The organism is Serratia sp. G204Y (assembly GCF_051172435.1).
Classification (GTDB): Bacteria; Pseudomonadota; Gammaproteobacteria; order Enterobacterales; family Enterobacteriaceae; genus Serratia; species Serratia sarumanii.
In genome coordinates this window covers 201,923-219,570 of record NZ_JBPIZA010000005.1, presented here as the reverse complement: position 1 = coordinate 219,570, position 17,648 = coordinate 201,923, and the positions used below count along the sequence as shown (strand labels likewise).

Below are 17,648 nucleotides of genomic sequence, written 5' to 3'. Positions count from 1 at the left end.
GATAACCGTTATTTATCAATAGCAAGATATTGGCATCTTATTTAGCCAGATTCCATTGTGTACATTCGGAAAAAACATAATAAATAACCAAATTCTTATTTCGCTTAATTAAGCGCATTTTCTGCGCCAATAAGCGCCATTCACGGCAGTTAGTAACCAAATACACCTTTTTCTTTGCAATAGCTTCACCGTCTGATTTCAGTTCAGAGCATAACTGCTGCCTGGAGCGATCCAGCGCGCGATAACTTATGAGATATCACTATGACTAATTCGCTTTCGATGTTGGTGGCCGATTTGTACCCGCAATTGCAGGCCTGGCGCCGCGACTTCCATCGCTATGCCGAGTCCGGCTGGTTTGAGTTCCGTACCGCTACCCTGGTGGCGGAAGAACTCGATCGGCTGGGTTATCGCCTGCAGCTGGGCCGCGAGGTCATCAAGGCAGAGTCTCGCATGGGGCTGCCTTCGTCCGATGAGCTGGAAGCGCAGGAACAGCGCGCCCGCAATCAGGGGGCGTTGGAAAAATGGTTGCCGCACTTTTCCGGCGGCTTCGCCGGCATCGTCGCAACGCTCGATACCGGCCGCCCCGGCCCAACCATCGCCTACCGCGTGGATATGGACGCCCTCGATCTCAACGAGTTGCTGGAACCCGAACACCTGCCGTTCCGTGAAGGCTTCGCCTCTTGCAACAGCGGCATGATGCATGCATGCGGTCATGACGGCCATACCACCATCGGCCTAGGGCTGGCGCACGTCTTCAAAAGCCTGGAGCCCCAGCTTAGCGGCACCGTCAAACTGATCTTCCAGCCGGCGGAAGAAGGCACCCGCGGCGCAAAATCGATGGTGGAGGCCGGCGTGGTGGACGACGTCGATTTCTTCACCGCGGTGCATATCGGCACCGGCGTGCCGGCCGGTGAGCTGGTGTGCGGCAGCGACAGCTTTATGGCCACCAGCAAGCTGGACGTCACCTTCCGCGGCGTCGCCTCCCACGCCGGCGCCAGGCCGGAAGACGGTCGCAACGCTCTGCTGGCAGCGGCCCAGGCTGCGCTGGGGCTTTACGCCATCCCGCGCCACAGCGAAGGCAGCTCGCGCATCAATGTCGGCGTGCTGCAGGCCGGCACCGGCCGCAACGTGATCGCCGATCGGGCGTTTATGAAGGTGGAAACACGCGGCGCCACCAATGAGATCAACGCGTTCGTCTATCAGCAGGCGCTGAACGCCATCGAAGGCGCAGCCAAGATGCACGGCGTCGCCTGCGACATCGCGCTGATGGGCGCTGCGCAGAGCAGCAAACCGACCCAACCGTGGGTGGATTACATCCGCCACCAGGCACAGCAGGTAACCGAGCTGACCTCGGTGGTCGATCGCCGCGAACAGGCTGCGGGTTCAGAAGACGCCACCTACATGATGGAGCGGGTGAAATCCCGCGGCGGCCAGGCCTCATACGTCATTTTCGGCACCGAGCTGAGCGCCGGGCACCATAACGAAAAATTCGACTTCAACGAGCAGGTGATGGCGGTGGCGGTGAAAACGCTGGCGTCGCTGGCGCTGAACCTGCCGACATTCGGGAGCGAAGCATGAGCAACTCAGCACTGCAGGCATTTATCGACGACTACATTGACCAGCGCCGGCTCCGCTTCAGCGCGCTGAGCGACGCGATTTGGGACCACCCGGAAACGCGCTTCAACGAGACCTATTCCGCCACGTTACTGGCCGATGCGCTGGAGCAGGAAGGCTTCTCGGTCGAGCGTGGCGTAGGCGACATCGAGACGGCGTTTATCGCCAGCTACGGCAGCGGCCACCCGGTCATCGCGCTGCTGGGCGAGTACGACGCGCTGGCCGGGCTGAGCCAGCAGGCGGGCTGCGCCACGCCGCAGCCACTGGTGGAAAACGGCAACGGCCATGGCTGTGGCCACAACCTGCTGGGCACCGCGGCGCTGGCGGGCGCCTTCGCCGCCAAGGCGTGGATGCAGCAAAACCGGCTGACCGGCACCCTGCGCTTCTACGGTTGTCCGGGCGAAGAAGGCGGCTCCGGCAAAACCTTTATGGTGCGCGAAGGCCTGTTTGACGACGTCGACGCCGCCCTCACCTGGCACCCGGAAGGCTTCAGCGGCATGTTCAATACCAGTACGCTGGCCAACATTCAGGCGGCGTTTCACTTCAAGGGCGTCGCCGCCCATGCCGCCAACTCGCCGCACCTGGGGCGCAGCGCGCTGGACGCGGTGACGCTGATGAATACCGGCGCCAACTTCCTGCGCGAACATATCGTGCAAGAAGCGCGGCTGCACTACGCGGTCACCAGCACCGGCGGCAGCTCCCCCAACGTGGTACAGGCCGACGCCGAGGTGTTGTACCTGATCCGCGCGCCGCAGCTCGACCAGGCGCAGGACATTTACCAACGGGTGATTAACATCGCCAAGGGCGCAGCGCTGATGACTGACACCCAGATGGAGGTGCGCTTCGACAAAGCCTGCTCCAACTATGTGCCGAACCGCAGCCTGGAACACGCGATGTATCAAAACCTGTGTGATTTCGGTCTGCCCGAGTACAGCGACGCCGAACGCCGCTTCGCCGAGGAAATCCGCCAGACGCTGAGCCGCGACGATCTGCGCAACGCCAAACTCAACATTGCCCGCACCGGCGGCGCGGCCGGACGCGAGTGGGTGCAGCATTTGGGAGATAAGGTGCTGATGGACGAGGTCGCTCCTTATGTGGAATCCGACGACCTGCTGTACGGTTCTACCGACGTTGGCGACGTAAGCTGGGTGGCGCCGACTGCACAATGCTTTAGCCCCTGTTTCGCACTCGGCACCCCTCTGCACACCTGGCAACTGGTGGCGCAGGGCCGCACCGCTATCGCCCATAAGGGCATGTGCCTGGCCGGCAAGGTGATGGCGGCGACCGCCATCGATCTGCTGAGCGACAGCGCTCTGCTGGCGCGCTGCCGCAGCGAGTTTGAACGCCGGCGCGCCGAACAGCCGTACCGCTGCCCAATCCCGCAGGGGGTGAAACCCTCCCCATTGAAATAGCATGAACAGACAGGGCCCGGAGAACCGGGCCACTAAGCATAATTATAAATAAATCAAATAATAACAATCACACAACAGAGCAAACACAGAGGGTAAAATCATGAGTGAGGCCACAACGCCAATCAATAAAAGCCCCGGACGCGTTTTTTACTGGGTGGAACGCATCGGCAATAAGATCCCCAATCCGTTTTTACTGTTCGTCTATTTGATCCTGGTGCTTATGCTGGCCACCGCGCTGTTTTCCTGGCTCGACGTGGCGGTGAAAAATCCGGCCACCGGCAAGCTCATCAAGGTGAATAACCTGATGAGCGTGGCGGGCATGCAGTGGATATTTCCCAACATCATCCATAACTTCAGCAGCTTTGCGCCGCTGGGGGCTATTTTGGCGCTGGTGATAGGCGCCGGCCTGGCGGAAAAGGTCGGCCTGCTGCAGGCGCTGATGTATAAAATGGCCTCACGCGTCAGCGCCCGCTACGCCAGTTATATGGTGCTGTTTATCGCCTTCTTCAGCCATATCTCGTCGGACGCCGCGCTGGTGGTGATGCCGCCCCTTGGCGCGCTGATGTTTGTGGCGGTGGGCCGCCACCCGATAGCCGGACTGCTGGCGGCGATCGCCGGCGTCGCCTCCGGCTTTACCGCCAACCTGTTGATCGTCACCACCGACGTATTGCTTTCCGGCATCAGTACCGAAGCCACCAAAGCGGTGGATGGCGCGGTTCACGTTAGCGTAATCGACAACTGGTACTTTATGGCCACCTCCGTGATCGTGCTGACCATCGCCGGCGCGCTGCTCACCGACAAGTTTATCGAGCCCCGCCTGCCGAAGTGGCAAGGCGGCGCCGAAGACAAAATCGCAGCGCTGACCCCGTTGCAAAACCGGGGACTGATGATGAGCGGCATCGCCGCGCTGGTGTTTATCGCCATCATCGCCGCTCTGGTGGTGCCGGAGGCCGCGCCGCTGCGTGACCCGAACACCGGTTCGGTGATCCCTTCTCCGTTCATCAAGGGCATTGTGCCGATCATCATCCTGTTCTTCTTCACCGTCGCCATTACCTATGGCGTGGTCACCAAACAGATCCGGCGGCCGGATGACATTCCCCACCACTTGCTCGATCCGATGAAAAGCATGGCGGGTTTTATCGTGATGGTGTTTCCGCTGTCGCAGTTCGTGGCGTTCTTTAACTGGAGCAACATGGGCAAGTTTATGGCCGTCGGCCTGACCGATATGCTGGAAGCCGCCGGCATGAGTGGCGCGCCGGCATTTCTCGGCCTGATGTTCCTCTCCGCCTTCCTGTGCATGTTCATCGCCAGCGGCTCGGCGATCTGGTCAATTTTGGCGCCGATCTTCGTGCCGATGTTTATGCTGCTCGGTTTCCACCCGGCGTTCGCCCAGATGATCTTTCGCATCGCCGACTCTGCGGTGCTGCCGCTGGCGCCGATGTCGCCGTTCCTGCCGCTGTTCCTCGGCTTCCTGCAGCGCTACCGCAAAGACGCGCAGCTCGGCACTTATTACGTGCTGATCCTGCCCTATCCTGTGGTGTTCTTCAGCGTGTGGATTTTGCTGCTGCTGGTCTGGTATGCGCTTGGGTTGCCAATCGGCCCGGGCGTGTATCCGAAACTGGGCTAAACCGCCCCGCGACCTCGCCCCCGAGCCGGCTCGCGGGGCGGGTTCTCTTCCCCCGATCCCCGAAAAAAATTGATCTTCCTCACCCTCCCAACGCCCCAGCGCATTATTTCATTGCCTTGCTAAACCGGTTCTTCTATTTTAGCACCCCATCTGACAAGGACAAAAACAGGGATTAAGCATGATGAATCGCGTATGGGTACTGGGCGACGCCGTGATCGACCTGGTGCCGGAAAATGCCAACGGTTATCTCAAATGCCCCGGCGGCGCGCCGGCTAACGTGGCGGTGGGTATCGCCCGGCTCGGTGGCGACAGCGCTTTTATCGGGCGAGTGGGGCAAGACAGCTTCGGCGCCTTTTTGCAGCGGGTGCTGAGCGATGAAGGGGTGGATATCGGCCATATGCGGCCGGATCCCGAACACCACACCTCCACGGTCGTGGTGGATCTCGATCTGCAGGGTGAGCGCTCATTCACGTTTATGGTGCAGCCCAGCGCCGATCTGTTTTTGCAGCCCAACGATCTGCCGGCTTTCCAACGGGGCGAATGGCTGCACCTCTGCTCCATCGCGCTCTCGCAGGAGCCCAGCCGCAGCGCGGCCTTTACCGCGATGGAGCGCATTCGGGCGGCCGGTGGCCGGGTCAGTTTCGATCCCAACATCCGCGAAGAGGTCTGGCGCCAGCCGGAAGCGCTGCGCCCCTGCCTGCAAAAAGCGCTGCTGCTGGCGGACGTGGTGAAACTGTCGCGCGAAGAGCTGGCTTTCATCAGCCATCTTGACGATCTGGAGAACGCCATTCGCTGGATGATGCAAACCTATCCGCTGCGCCTGCTGCTGGTGACGCTGGGCGGCGACGGCGTCTGCGTACACGATGGGCAGCGTCTGCGCCATTTCCACGCGCCATCGATCGTGCCGGTCGATACCACCGGCGCCGGCGACGCCTTCGTCGCCGGGCTGTTAGCGGCGCTGGCGCGCCTTCACGAATTGCCGCAGGAAGCGCAATGGCCGGCGGTTATCGCCCAGGCCCAGGCCTGCGGCGCGCTGGCCACCACCGCCAAAGGCGCCATGACCGCCCTGCCCCGCGCCGACGAGCTGGCCGCTTTCCTGCGTTGATCTTCAGCATTCACGGCGATCCGCAGGTTCGCCGTGCTTTTACCCACGATTTGCGCGCTCGATCACAATAGCTGAATCGGGTTAGCTAACTGAGTTGCCAGCTCGCTTCGCTCTCGTTATCTTTCGCCATGAAAAACCGGTTTAGCAATTTAGCAAACAATAATAACAACCCTTACCCGGATGATAGACGATGATGAAAAAACTCAGCTATTTGGCGATAACAACAGGGCTTTTCCTCTCCGCTTCCAGCGCAGCGGCCTCGGGCAGCGGCAGCATCGAGGCGCGTCTCAACGCGCTGGAACAACGTCTGGCGCAGGCGGAACGGCGCGCCGCACAGGCTGAAACCCGCGCGACGGCGGCGGAACGTCGGGCGCAACAGCTGGAACAACGCACCACCAACACCGAACGGCAAACCGCGCAGATTGCACAGCATGCCGCCACGCCGGAAACGCCGGTTGCCAACTCCAGCGTGCTGAAACTTAGCGGATTCAATGACCTGAAGCTGTACGGGGATGTGGAGTTCAATCTGGACGGCGCCAGCCGCAGCGGCCAACTGACGTCGCTGAAAGGCAGCGACCACAAGGACTGGAAGCCCGGCAACAAAGAACGTTGGGATATCAACGGCCGTATTCTGGTCGGGTTGGACGGCTACCGCCGCAATCAGGACGGCAACTTCTCCGGCTTCAGCGTGCAGCCGCTGGCGGACATGACCGGCAAAATGAACCTGGACGACGCCGCCTTCTTCTTCGGCAATGAAAAGAACTGGCAAACCAAAATCGGCCGCTTTGAAGCCTACGACATGTTCCCGCTGAATCAGGACACCTTCATTCAATACTCCGGCAATACCGCCAACGATCTGTACGCCGACGGCTTCGGCTATATCTACATGATGAAAGAGGGCCGCGGCCGCAGCAGCAGCGGCGGCAACCTGATGCTGAGCAAATACGCCGGTGATGTCTATTTCGAACTGAACACGCTGGTGGAGGACGGCACTTCGCTGTTCCAGGACAACAGCTACCACGGCAACGCCCTGGACAATAAGAAAAACGTCGCCTATTTACGGCCGGTGATCGCCTGGAAAAAAGACGCCTTCAGCATCGCGGCGGCGATGGAAAGCAACGTGGTGAATAACGCCTACGGCTATCGGGACAGCCAGGGCCGTTTCGTCGATCAGTCCAAGCGCAACGGCTACGGCATGACGATGAGCTGGAACAACAGCGCCGCCGATCCGGACAGCGGCGTGGTGGCCAACCTGAGCACCGCCTATCTGGATGCCTCAGGCGAGCAAGACTTCACCGCCGGCGTCAACGTGCTGTGGCGGCGCTTCGAACTGGGTTATATCTATGCTCATAACAATATCAAAGAGTTCAATACCGCCGGGATCGCCGCCGATATCCACAACCCGCTCAGCGAACCGGGCAACTACGACATCCACACCGTTCACGCGTCGTATCAGATACCTAACATTATGAATATGAAGAATTTCAATTTGTATTTGGGCGCCTATGTGTCGCTGCTGGAAGCCAACGCCGACAACAAGATAGCCAACGGCGACAGCGATCAACGTTACGGCATGCGCGCCAGATTCAAGTATTTCTTCTGACATCGATTCACGTCGCTGCGCCGCAAACGGCGCGGCGGCATTTTTATTTAGCAAGGGGACAACATGGACATTACCGCAACCGCCAACGCGCTGTTGCCGCTGCTCGGCGGTAAAGAAAACATCGCCAGCGCCGCCCACTGCGCCACGCGCCTGCGCCTGGTGCTGGTGGACGACAGCAAGGTGGACAAAGAGGCCATCGGCAAACTGGACGGCGTCAAAGGCTGCTTCAGCAACGCCGGTCAGATCCAGGTGATCTTCGGCACCGGGCTGGTCAACAAGGTGCATGCGGAATTCATCAAGGCGGCGGGCGTCAGCGAATCCAGCAAGGCCGAAGCCGCCGATATTGCGGCGAAAAAGCTCAACCCGCTGCAGCGCATCGCCCGCCTGCTGTCGAACATCTTCGTGCCGATCATTCCGGCGATCGTCGCTTCCGGCCTGCTGATGGGGCTGCTCGGCATGGTGAAAACCTACGGCTGGGCCGATGCCAACAGCGCGCTGTTCATCATGCTGGATATGTTCAGCTCGGCGGCGTTCATTATCCTGCCGATTCTGATCGGCTTCACCGCCGCACGCGAATTCGGCGGCAATCCCTACCTGGGCGCCACGCTCGGCGGCATTTTGACGCATCCGGCGCTGACCAACGCCTGGGGCGTCGCCGGAGGGTTCCACACCATGAACTTCTTCGGTCTGGACATCGCCATGATCGGCTATCAGGGCACCGTGTTCCCGGTGCTGCTGACGGTGTGGTTCATGAGCGTGCTGGAAAAACGGCTGCGCAAGGTGATCCCCAACGCGCTCGATCTGATCCTGACGCCGTTCCTGACGGTGGTCATCTCAGGCTTTGTCGCTCTGCTGTTTATCGGCCCCGCCGGCCGCGCGCTGGGCGACGGCATCTCCTTCGTGCTCAGCACGCTGATTGCCCATGCGGGCTGGTTCGCCGGGCTGCTGTTCGGCGGTCTCTATTCCGCTATCGTCATCACCGGCATTCACCACAGTTTCCATGCGGTAGAGGCCGGGCTGCTCGGCAATCCCAATATCGGCGTCAACTTCCTGCTGCCGATCTGGTCGATGGCCAACATCGCGCAGGGCGGCGCCTGCCTGGCGGTGTATTTCAAAACCCGCGACGCCAAAATCAAAGCCATCGCGGTGCCGTCGGCCTTTTCCGCCATGCTCGGCATCACCGAAGCGGCGCTGTTCGGCATCAACCTGCGCTTCGTGAAGCCTTTCCTGGCGGCGCTGGCGGGCGGCGCGCTCGGCGGCGCCTGGGTGGTGGCCAACCACGTCGGCATGAATGCGGTCGGGCTGACGGCGATCCCCGGCATGGCGATCGTGCAGGCCAGTTCGCTGGTCAGCTATATCATCGGCCTGGCGATCGCTTTTGGCAGCGCCTTCGCGCTCTCCCTGCTGCTGAAATATAAAACGGACGCGCAATGATGGAAGAACTCAGCTTAATCAAACAGGCGCTGCGGGCGGTCATGAACGGCCAGCCACGCGCGCTGCGCGATCCGCACCGCCCGGCCTGGCATCTGGCGCCCAGCGTTGGCCTGCTGAACGATCCCAATGGCTTTATCCAGCACAATGGCGTTTATCACCTGTTCTATCAGTGGAACCCGCTGGGCTGCGATCATCGCAACAAGTGCTGGGGACACTGGCAATCGACCGATTTATTGCGTTGGGAACATCAGCCGATCGCTCTGGCGCCGGGCGCCTGTTACGACAGCCACGGCTGTTACTCCGGCTCGGCGGTGGTGGCGGAAGACAAAATCACGCTGATCTACACCGGCAACGTGAAATTCCCCGACGGCTCGCGCACCGCTTACCAATGCCTGGCTCAGGAAAGCGATCGGGGCGAATACCGCAAACTCGGGCCGGTGCTGCCGCTGCCGGAGGGCTACAGCGGCCACGTACGCGATCCGAAAGTGTGGCGTCATCAGGATGCCTGGTACATGGTGCTCGGCGCGCGTGACTTGCAGGATCGCGGCAAGGTGCTGCTGCTGCGTTCCTGCGATCTGCGCGACTGGCAAGCGCTGGGGGAGATCGCCGGTTCCGGCCTGAACGACCTGGGTGAATTCGGCTACATGTGGGAGTGCCCGGATCTGTTCTCGCTGGACGGCGACGACGTGTTGATCTGCTGCCCGCAGGGGCTGGCGCCGCAGCCGGAACGCTATCTCAACCGTTATCAGGCCGGCTATCTGCTCGGTAAGCTGGATTACCGGCAGGCGGCCTTCAGCCACGGCGAATTTCGCGAGCTGGACGCCGGCTTCGAGTTCTACGCGCCCCAGACGACGCAGGCGGAAGATGGCCGCCGCCTGCTGTTCGGCTGGATGGGCGTGCCCGAGCAAGATGAAGAAGCCCACCCGACGCGCCGTTACGGCTGGATCCACACCATGACCTGCCCGCGCGAGCTGTCGCTGCAGCATGGCCGCCTCTACCAGCGCCCGGCGCGCGAGCTGCAACAGCTGCGCGGCGAGCGGGCTGGCTGGCAAGGCCACGCCGATGACGCCCCCGCCTATGCGCTGGGCGCCGCGGAGCTGCAGCTGACGCCGCAGGGCGCGTTCAGCGCCGCCTTTGGCGACGCCATGACGCTGAGCTGGGACGGCGAACGGCTGCAGCTGACGCGTGCTTCCCTGGCCGACGGTAGGCCGGAGCACCGTTACTGGCACGGCCCGGTCACGCATCTGCAGCTGCTGTTCGATCGTTCCAGCGTGGAGATTTTCATCAACCACGGCGAGGCGGTGATGAGCGCGCGCTACTTCCCGGCAGCTGAACCGCAATTGCGGCTGAACGGGAGCGCGCCGCTGGCGTTGGAATACTGGCCGCTGACGCCATGCATGCTAGAATGACGCATCCTCCGATGACTTCAGATGGCGTCAGTGAAAAAAAATAAACGCATTACCATCAGTGACATCGCCACGCTGGCCGGGGTGTCGAAATCGACCGCCAGCCTGGTGCTGAACGGCCGCAGCAAGGAATACCGGGTGTCCGACGACACCCGCGATCGCATTCTGGCGCTGGCGCACGAACACCATTATCAGCCCAGCATCCACGCCCGCTCTTTGCGCTCCAACCGCAGCCACACGCTGGGGCTGGTGGTGCCGGAGATGACCAACTACGGCTTTGCGGTGATCTCGCGCGAGCTGGAAACGCTGTGCCGCGAGGCCGGTCTGCAGCTGTTGATCGCCTGTACCGATGAAAACCCAGCGCAGGAGATGATGGCGGTGAACAGTCTGGTGCAGCGGCAGGTCGACGGCCTGATCGTCGCTTCCAGCCAGCTGAACGACGCGGAATACCAGAAGATCAACGCCGGGCTGCCGGTGGTGCAGATGGATCGCCTGATCGCCGGTTCCGAACTGCCGCTGGTGATCACCGATTCGGTCAATTCGACCGCCGACCTGGTGGAGAAGGTCGCGCGCCAGCATCCGGATGAGATCTATTTTCTCGGCGGGCAGCCGCGCATTTCACCGACTCGCGATCGGCTAGCCGGCTTCCAGCTTGGCCTGGAGCGCGCCGGCGTATCGTGCAAACCGGAATGGATCATCAACGGCAGCTATCACCCCAGCTCGGGTTACGAGATGTTCGCTCAGCTGTGCGCGCAGCTGGGGCGTCCGCCCCAAGCGCTGTTCACCGCCGCCTGCGGCCTGTTGGAAGGGGTATTGCGTTATCTGACTCAGCATCAGCTGATGGAAAGCGACATCCACCTGTGCAGCTTCGACGATCACTACCTGTTCGATTGCATGACGTTGAAGATAGACACGGTGGCGCAGGACTGCCGGGCGCTGGCGCAACATAGCTTCAGCCAGGTCACCGCGCTCATCGACGAGCGGCCGCTGGAACAGAACGCGCTTTATCTGCCGGGCCGTATCCACTGGCGCCATGCCGGTTCGCGGGCGTTGTTGGCCGGGGAGTGATATTTCTGAATCAATAAAAAAGGGCGCCTGAGCGCCCTTTATCGTTTTTCTGCCGCTACTTGGCGGCGCCTTCCATGCCCACCAGCCCCACTTTCAGGTAGCCGGCTTTACGCAGGGTGTCCATCACGCTCATCAGCGTTTCATAGTCCACGCTCTTGTCCGCCTGGAAGAAGATGGTGGTTTCTTTGTTGGCCTGAGTGCGTTGATCCAGCACCGAAGTCAGCTGATCGGCATTCACCGGCTGATCGCCAACGTAGAGCTGCTTGTCGGCCTTCACCGACAGGAACACCGGTTTTTCCGGCCGCGGCTGCGGTTTGGCGGAAGAAGCCGGCAGATCGACGCGGATATCTACCGTTGCCAGCGGCGCGGCCACCATAAAGATGATCAACAGCACCAACATGACGTCGATAAACGGCGTCACGTTGATTTCATGCAGTTCGCCGCTGTCGTCCAGATCTTCATTTAAGCGCATCGCCATGACTCACCCCGCCCGCAGTTGGTGTGCGTGCTGTGAGCGCTTGGCTTCCGCCGTCGCGGCCAGATCCAGATCGCGGCCCTGCAGCAGCAAGACCTGCGCCGCCACGTCGCCTACCTGGGCGCGATGGCCGCTGATGACGCGGGCAAAGATGTTGTAGATAACGACGGCAGGGATCGCCGCGACCAGGCCCAGCGCGGTCGCCAGCAGCGCTTCCGCGATGCCCGGCGCCACGACCGCCAGGTTGGTGGTCTGCGAATGGGCGATGCCGATGAAGCTGTTCATGATGCCCCACACGGTGCCGAACAGGCCGACGAACGGCGAGATGGCGCCGATGGTGGCCAGGAAACCGTTGCCGCGGCCCATGTTGCGGCTGTAGGCCGCCACGCGGCGCTCGAGGCGGAAGCCGGTACGCTCTTTGATGCCGTTGTTGTCGCTGGACTCTGCGGACAGCTCCAGCTCATTTTGCGCGTCGTTCAGCAAGACAGCGCTGACGCTCTGCGAGCCGAAGTTTTGCGCCAGCTCGGAAGCTTCATCCAGCGAGCGCGCGTCGGCCAGCGCCAGCTGTTCGCGGCGCAGGCGGCGTTTGGCGCGCAGCAATTCACTGCCTTTGGAGAACAGAATGGTCCAGGTCACGATCGAGGCCAGCACCAGGCCGATCATTACCGCTTTCACCACCGCGTCGGCGTGCTGATACATGCCCCAAACGGACAGATCCATGCCGCGGGTTTCCGGTGGCTGGATCGTTGGCGCCGGGTTCACCGGCGTGATGCTCTCCGGCGCGGCGGCTGCAGGTGCAGGCGCGGTGGTCGGCGCAACGCTTTCGGTAACGGCCGGATTGGCCGCCGGCGCCGCCTGCGCGCTGCCGGCCAGCCCCACGACCAACACCATTGAAGCCATCAGGCTGCGGCCAAAGGCCTTGCCCCACTGCGCCCGGCCCTGGCCGAACGATCCTTGATTTAAATTCTTGCCAGCCGTTTTCACGCTGTGCCTCCACCCATTACCGATCAAAATTAAGGAATAATTCAGCGTGCGATCATATCAAACCAACCGGGGATTGATAGTAGTTCTCATTATTATTTACCAAATAAACGAGAAAATTTTAGCCAACCCCGCGGCAAAGCGCCAATCCGCGTCCGTTCACCGCCAAACGCCCCTTTTATGGGGTTATTTCGTTACTTTTCCCCCACAACGGCGCAACAAGGCCACGCTGCCGAACGGCATCTCGACCGATGAATGGGCTTCTCTCTCGCCGCTCGGCAGAAGGATGAGGCGAGAAATGCGCGGTCGGCAGCCAATTATAGCCGTTTCTGTATCTGGAAGTTAAAACGTCTGGATGGCTATATTAACTCATGATAACGTAAGGGCTATCGCAAACCGGCACGTGCAGAGCAACCAGAGGTGAGCCAGGTACCATGACGTCAAAACATATCGAAACCACGCTGATCGGCGCCGGCCGCGGCAAGCGCTACACCCAGGGCTCCGTCAATCCCGTCACGCAACGCGCCTCTTCTTTGGTCTTCGACTCCGTCGCCGCCAAAAAACACGCCACCGCGCAACGCGCCCACGGAGAACTGTTTTACGGCCGACGCGGCACCCTGACCCACTTCGCGCTGCAGGATGCGATGGTGGAGCTGGAGGGCGGCGCCGGCTGCGTGCTGTACCCCTGCGGCGCGGCGGCGGTAGCCAATGCGATCCTGTCGTTCGTCGGCGCCGGCGATCACCTGCTGGTCACCGGCTCGGCGTACGAACCGACCCAGGATTTCTGCACCCATATCCTCGGCCGCATGAACGTCAGCACCACCTATTTCGATCCATTAATTGGCGCCGATATCGCCACGCTGATCCAGCCCAATACCCGCGTGGTGTTCCTGGAATCCCCCGGCTCCATCACCCTGGAAGTGCAGGATATCCCGGCGATGGTGCAGGCCATCCGCGCCGTGGCGCCGGAGGTGGTGATCATGATCGACAACACCTGGGCGGCGGGCGTGCTGTTCAAGGCGCTGGATTTCGACATCGACATTTCGATTCAGGCCGGCACCAAATACCTGATCGGCCATTCCGATTACATGCTCGGCACCGCCGTCGCCAACGCGCGCTGTTGGGATCGGCTGCGCGAGTACTCCTACCTGATGGGGCAGATGGTGGATGCCGACACCGCCTACATGGCGAGCCGCGGCCTGCGCACCCTGAGCGTGCGCCTGAAGCAGCACGAGCGCAGCAGCATCGAAGTCGCCCACTGGCTGGCGGCACGGCCGGAGGTGGCGACGGTCAATCACCCGGCCCTGCCCAGCTGCAAGGGCCACGAGTTCTACCGCCGCGACTTCAGCGGCTGCAACGGGCTGTTCTCCTTCGTGCTGAAAGAGCGGCTGGATGATGCGCAGCTGGCCGCCTACCTGGACAACTTCAGCCATTTCAGCATGGCCTACTCCTGGGGCGGCTTCGAGTCGCTGATCCTGGCCAACCAGCCGGAAGAGCTGGAAGCGATCCGTCCGGCGGGCGGCGTCGATTTCTCCGGCACGCTGGTGCGCCTGCACATCGGCCTGGAGAACGTCGAAGACCTGATCGCCGATCTGGCGGCCGGCTTCGATCGCCTCAACGGCGTGCGCCAAGACGGATTCCGGTAATTTTCTTCGCCTTGTTTAATGTCGGCTTAAGCTATTAGCGGTACACTAATCGGGTAACTGTCAGATACGGTAACCGCCGCATCCTGGAGAACGTGACCCCGGGCGCAACCGGCATGCAACAGGACATAAAATGGATGTATTACGAGAGATTATTCATGCGCTTTGGCAGCAGGACTTTATCGCCCTCGCCGATCCAAGCGTAATTTGGGTGGTTTACGCCGTACTTTTCACCACCCTGTTTTTGGAAAACGGACTGCTGCCCGCCTCCTTCCTCCCCGGCGACAGCCTGCTGCTGCTGTCGGGCGCGCTGATCGCCAAAGGCGTGATGGGCTTTGCCCCCACCCTGCTGATTCTGACCGCCGCCGCCGGCCTCGGCTGCTGGCTGAGCTATATCCAGGGCCGCTGGCTGGGCCACACCGGCCTGGTGAAGAGCTGGCTGCTGCAGCTGCCGGCGCAGTACCACCAGCGCGCGCACAACCTGTTCAATCGCCACGGGCTGACGGCGCTGCTGATCGGCCGCTTCCTCGGCTTCGTGCGCACGCTGCTGCCGACCATGGCCGGCATTTCCGGGCTCAACAGCTCGCGCTTCCAGGTGTTCAACTGGCTGAGCGCGGCGATCTGGGTCTGTGCGCTGGTGGGCCTCGGCTACGCTTTCAGTCAAATCCCTCTGGTAAAACGCTACGAAAGCCAGGTGATGACCGGCCTGATGCTGCTGCCGCTGCTGCTGCTGTTCGTCGGCCTGCTGGGCGCCATGCTGGTGATCTGGCGCAAAAAGCGCGCTTCCTCTTCCTAAATCCGGCGCGCTACAGCGCCTTCTCGACCAGCGCCCGGCAAGATCGCACTGCCCCCGTAAACGCGGCTCAGCCCTCCAGCAGCAGCGGGTTGGCCTCGCGCAGCCGGGCGACTTCATCGCTCGGCGTCATGCCGAACAGCCGCTTGAATTCACGGCTGAACTGCGACGCGCTCTCGTAGCCGACGCGGATCGCCGCGGTGCTGGCCTTCAGGCCGTCATGCACCATCAGCAGGCGCGCCTTATGCAGCCGGTACGACTTCACGTACTGCAGCGGCGAGGTGTTGGTCACCGCTTTGAAATTGTGGTGGAACGCCGAGACGCTCATGTTGACCTCGCCGGCCAACTGCTCGACGTTGAGGTTGTCGGCATACTGATGTTCGATGCGCCGCAGCGCCTTGGCGATCTGGCTGAAGTGGGTATGGCGATTGACCAACTCCTGCAGCGACGCGCCGCAGGTGCCGCGCAGCACGTAGTAAAGGATCTCGCGCACGATCTGCGGCCCCAGCACCCGGGCGTCGAGCGGCTTGGCCATCACGTCCAGCAGGCGTTCGGTGGCGCACAGCAGCGCTTCCGTCAGCTCGGCCAGGTTCACCCCGTTGCTCTCCGCCCGCGGTTGCATCAGGTAGTCGTCGTCGCCGATGTCGATCAGCAAATCCTGCAGCATTTGGGTATCGATATTGACCGCCAATCCAACCAGCGGCAGTTCCGGGCTGGCGAAGGTTTCGCATTCGAACGGCAGCGGCACCGTCATCAGCAGGTAGTTGCGCGGATCGTACTGGAACACCTTACTGCCGCAATAGCCGACCTTGTGCCCCTGAAAGATGATGACGATCCCCGGTTCGTACATCACCGGTTGGCGCGGGCAGTGGCGATCGACATACAGGATCTTCACCCGCGGCACCGGCGACGGCGTGTAGCCGTTGCCGGTGGCGATAGCCATCGCCTGGCGCGCCATGCGGCTGCGCTGCGCATCGATTTCAATCACGGAAACACCCTCTTACAGTCAGAACGATTCGGCATAAATCATAATTTAGAATTCACCATTCCTACAGAGGATTGTAGAAATAGGCAAGAACCAAACAGGAATGTGCATTGTGCGCTGCCGGCAGGTTGCTGACAATACGGGCCAGAAACCTTTGCGCCGCGTTGGCGCCCGCCTGACAGAAAGAGAGAAATCAACCATGCAAAACTTCATTCTGCATACCCCAACCAAAATCCTGTTCGGCAAGGACCAAATTGCCGAAGTGGCCGGCCAGATCCCGGCGGACGCACGCATCCTGATCACCTACGGTGGCGGCAGCGTGAAGAAAAACGGCGTGCTGGATCAGGTGTATAGCGCGCTGGCCGGCCGCGACGTGCGGGAGTTCTCCGGCATCGAGCCGAACCCGACCTACGAAACGCTGATGAAAGCGGTCGAGGTGGTGAAGGCGGAAAACATCGATTTCCTGCTGGCGGTCGGCGGCGGGTCGGTGGTTGACGGCACCAAGTTCATCGCCGCCGCCGCCCGTTATACCGCCAACGGCGACGCCTGGCATATCCTGCAGACCGTCGGCAGCCACATCGCCGACGCGGTGCCGATGGGCTGCGTGCTGACGCTGCCGGCCACCGGCTCCGAATCCAACAGCGGCGCGGTGATCACCCGTAAAAGCAGCGGCGACAAGCAGCACTTCTTCTCGCCGCTGGTGCAGCCGCGCTTCGCCGTGCTGGATCCGGTGGTGACCTATTCGCTGCCGCCGCGCCAGATCGCCAATGGCGTGGTCGACGCCTTCGTACACACCCTGGAGCAGTATCTGACCTACCCGGTCGACGCCAAGGTGCAGGATCGCTTCGCCGAAGGCCTGCTGCTGACCCTGCTGGAGGACGGCCCGCGCGCGCTGGCCGAACCGGAAAACTATGCGGTGCGCGCCAACGTGATGTGGAGCGCCACCATGGCGCTGAACGGCCTGATCGGCGCCGGGGTGCCGCAGGACTGGGCAACCCACATGCTGGGCCACGAGCTGACCGCCATGCACGATCTCGACCACGCGCAAACGCTGGCCATCGTGCTGCCGGCGCTGCTGCACGAGAAGAAAACGCAGAAGCGCGCAAAACTGCTGCAGTACGCTGACCGCGTTTGGGGCCTGCGCGAAGGCAGCGAAGACAGCCGCATCGACGGCGCCATCGCCGCCACTCGCGCCTTCTTCGAGCAGATGGGCGTACCGACCCGCATGGCGGATTATCAGCTCGACGGCAGCAGCATTCCGGCGCTGCTCGACAAGCTGCATCAGCACGGCATGACCGCCCTGGGCGAGCATCAGGACATCACCCTGGACGTCAGCCGCCGCATTTACGAAGCGGCGCGTTAATCGCAAAACGGCGATTTTTTGCTAGGCTTTAGTCTCCGCCAGCCATTTTTCGCCGCATCCGGCGCCCGGCCGATCACCGGGCGCCGTCAGGCGCCTCAGCGCGCCGCCGATCGTTTCGCACCACCCGTCTTACCGCTCA

14 protein-coding genes are annotated in these 17,648 nt (G+C 61.7%); 11 read left to right on the top strand and 3 right to left on the bottom strand.

Going from position 1 to position 17,648, the window contains the following annotated elements:
• Nucleotides 1-261 precede the first annotated feature (261 nt).
• From ACSBQQ_RS20660 to ACSBQQ_RS20625, 8 genes are all read left to right on the top strand, one after another.
• Nucleotides 262-1,578 (top strand): M20 family metallo-hydrolase, encoded by a 1,317-nt coding sequence (locus tag ACSBQQ_RS20660; RefSeq protein WP_033649088.1) that lies wholly within the window; start codon nt 262-264, stop codon nt 1,576-1,578.
• Nucleotides 1,575-3,026, top strand: a complete 1,452-nt coding sequence (locus ACSBQQ_RS20655; protein WP_060428883.1) for a M20 family metallopeptidase — start codon at nt 1,575-1,577, stop codon at nt 3,024-3,026. Before ACSBQQ_RS20660 ends, ACSBQQ_RS20655 begins: the two co-directional genes overlap by 4 nt.
• A gap of 100 nt (nt 3,027-3,126) precedes the next feature.
• The gene (abgT, locus tag ACSBQQ_RS20650; protein ID WP_060428881.1) at nt 3,127-4,653 is read left to right on the top strand and encodes a p-aminobenzoyl-glutamate transporter; all 1,527 of its coding nucleotides are present in this window, start codon (nt 3,127-3,129) and stop codon (nt 4,651-4,653) included.
• A gap of 178 nt (nt 4,654-4,831) precedes the next feature.
• Nucleotides 4,832-5,758, top strand: a complete 927-nt coding sequence (locus ACSBQQ_RS20645; RefSeq protein WP_060428879.1) for an aminoimidazole riboside kinase — start codon at nt 4,832-4,834, stop codon at nt 5,756-5,758.
• Between the two features lie 193 nt (nt 5,759-5,951).
• Nucleotides 5,952-7,361 (top strand): carbohydrate porin, encoded by a 1,410-nt coding sequence (locus ACSBQQ_RS20640; RefSeq protein WP_060428908.1) that lies wholly within the window; start codon nt 5,952-5,954, stop codon nt 7,359-7,361.
• Nucleotides 7,362-7,424: 63 nt separating this feature from the next.
• Nucleotides 7,425-8,795, top strand: a complete 1,371-nt coding sequence (locus ACSBQQ_RS20635; protein WP_033649084.1) for a sucrose-specific PTS transporter subunit IIBC — start codon at nt 7,425-7,427, stop codon at nt 8,793-8,795.
• A complete protein-coding gene (locus ACSBQQ_RS20630; protein ID WP_060388263.1) occupies nt 8,795-10,204 on the top strand; it encodes a sucrose-6-phosphate hydrolase in 1,410 nt (469 codons plus the stop codon). The genes ACSBQQ_RS20635 and ACSBQQ_RS20630 overlap by 1 nt, the downstream gene beginning before the upstream one ends.
• 21 nt (nt 10,205-10,225) lie before the next feature.
• The gene (locus ACSBQQ_RS20625; protein WP_039567170.1) at nt 10,226-11,269 is read left to right on the top strand and encodes a LacI family DNA-binding transcriptional regulator; all 1,044 of its coding nucleotides are present in this window, start codon (nt 10,226-10,228) and stop codon (nt 11,267-11,269) included.
• A gap of 55 nt (nt 11,270-11,324) precedes the next feature.
• Here the strand turns inward: ACSBQQ_RS20625 and exbD are convergent, their stop codons facing one another.
• Entirely contained in the window at nt 11,325-11,747 is a 423-nt protein-coding gene (exbD, locus tag ACSBQQ_RS20620) for a TonB system transport protein ExbD (RefSeq protein ID WP_004937307.1), read from the bottom strand.
• A gap of 3 nt (nt 11,748-11,750) precedes the next feature.
• Complete coding sequence (exbB, locus tag ACSBQQ_RS20615) at nt 11,751-12,728, bottom strand: tol-pal system-associated acyl-CoA thioesterase (RefSeq protein WP_072264955.1); 978 nt, start codon at nt 12,726-12,728, stop codon at nt 11,751-11,753.
• Nucleotides 12,729-13,159: 431 nt separating this feature from the next.
• Here exbB and metC point away from each other — a divergent pair, with 431 nt between their 5' ends.
• Entirely contained in the window at nt 13,160-14,371 is a 1,212-nt protein-coding gene (gene metC, locus ACSBQQ_RS20610) for a cystathionine beta-lyase (RefSeq protein WP_033649082.1), read from the top strand.
• 130 nt (nt 14,372-14,501) lie between these two features.
• The gene (locus tag ACSBQQ_RS20605) at nt 14,502-15,164 is read left to right on the top strand and encodes a DedA family protein (protein ID WP_033636044.1); all 663 of its coding nucleotides are present in this window, start codon (nt 14,502-14,504) and stop codon (nt 15,162-15,164) included.
• A gap of 67 nt (nt 15,165-15,231) precedes the next feature.
• Here the strand turns inward: ACSBQQ_RS20605 and ACSBQQ_RS20600 are convergent, their stop codons facing one another.
• Nucleotides 15,232-16,119, bottom strand: coding sequence for an AraC family transcriptional regulator (locus tag ACSBQQ_RS20600; protein WP_194243347.1), 888 nt, complete (start codon nt 16,117-16,119; stop codon nt 15,232-15,234).
• Between the two features lie 226 nt (nt 16,120-16,345).
• On the opposite strand from ACSBQQ_RS20600, the gene yqhD reads away from it, so the two are divergent.
• The gene (gene yqhD, locus ACSBQQ_RS20595; protein WP_060419750.1) at nt 16,346-17,509 is read left to right on the top strand and encodes an alcohol dehydrogenase; all 1,164 of its coding nucleotides are present in this window, start codon (nt 16,346-16,348) and stop codon (nt 17,507-17,509) included.
• The last annotated feature ends 139 nt before the right edge of the window (nt 17,510-17,648 follow it).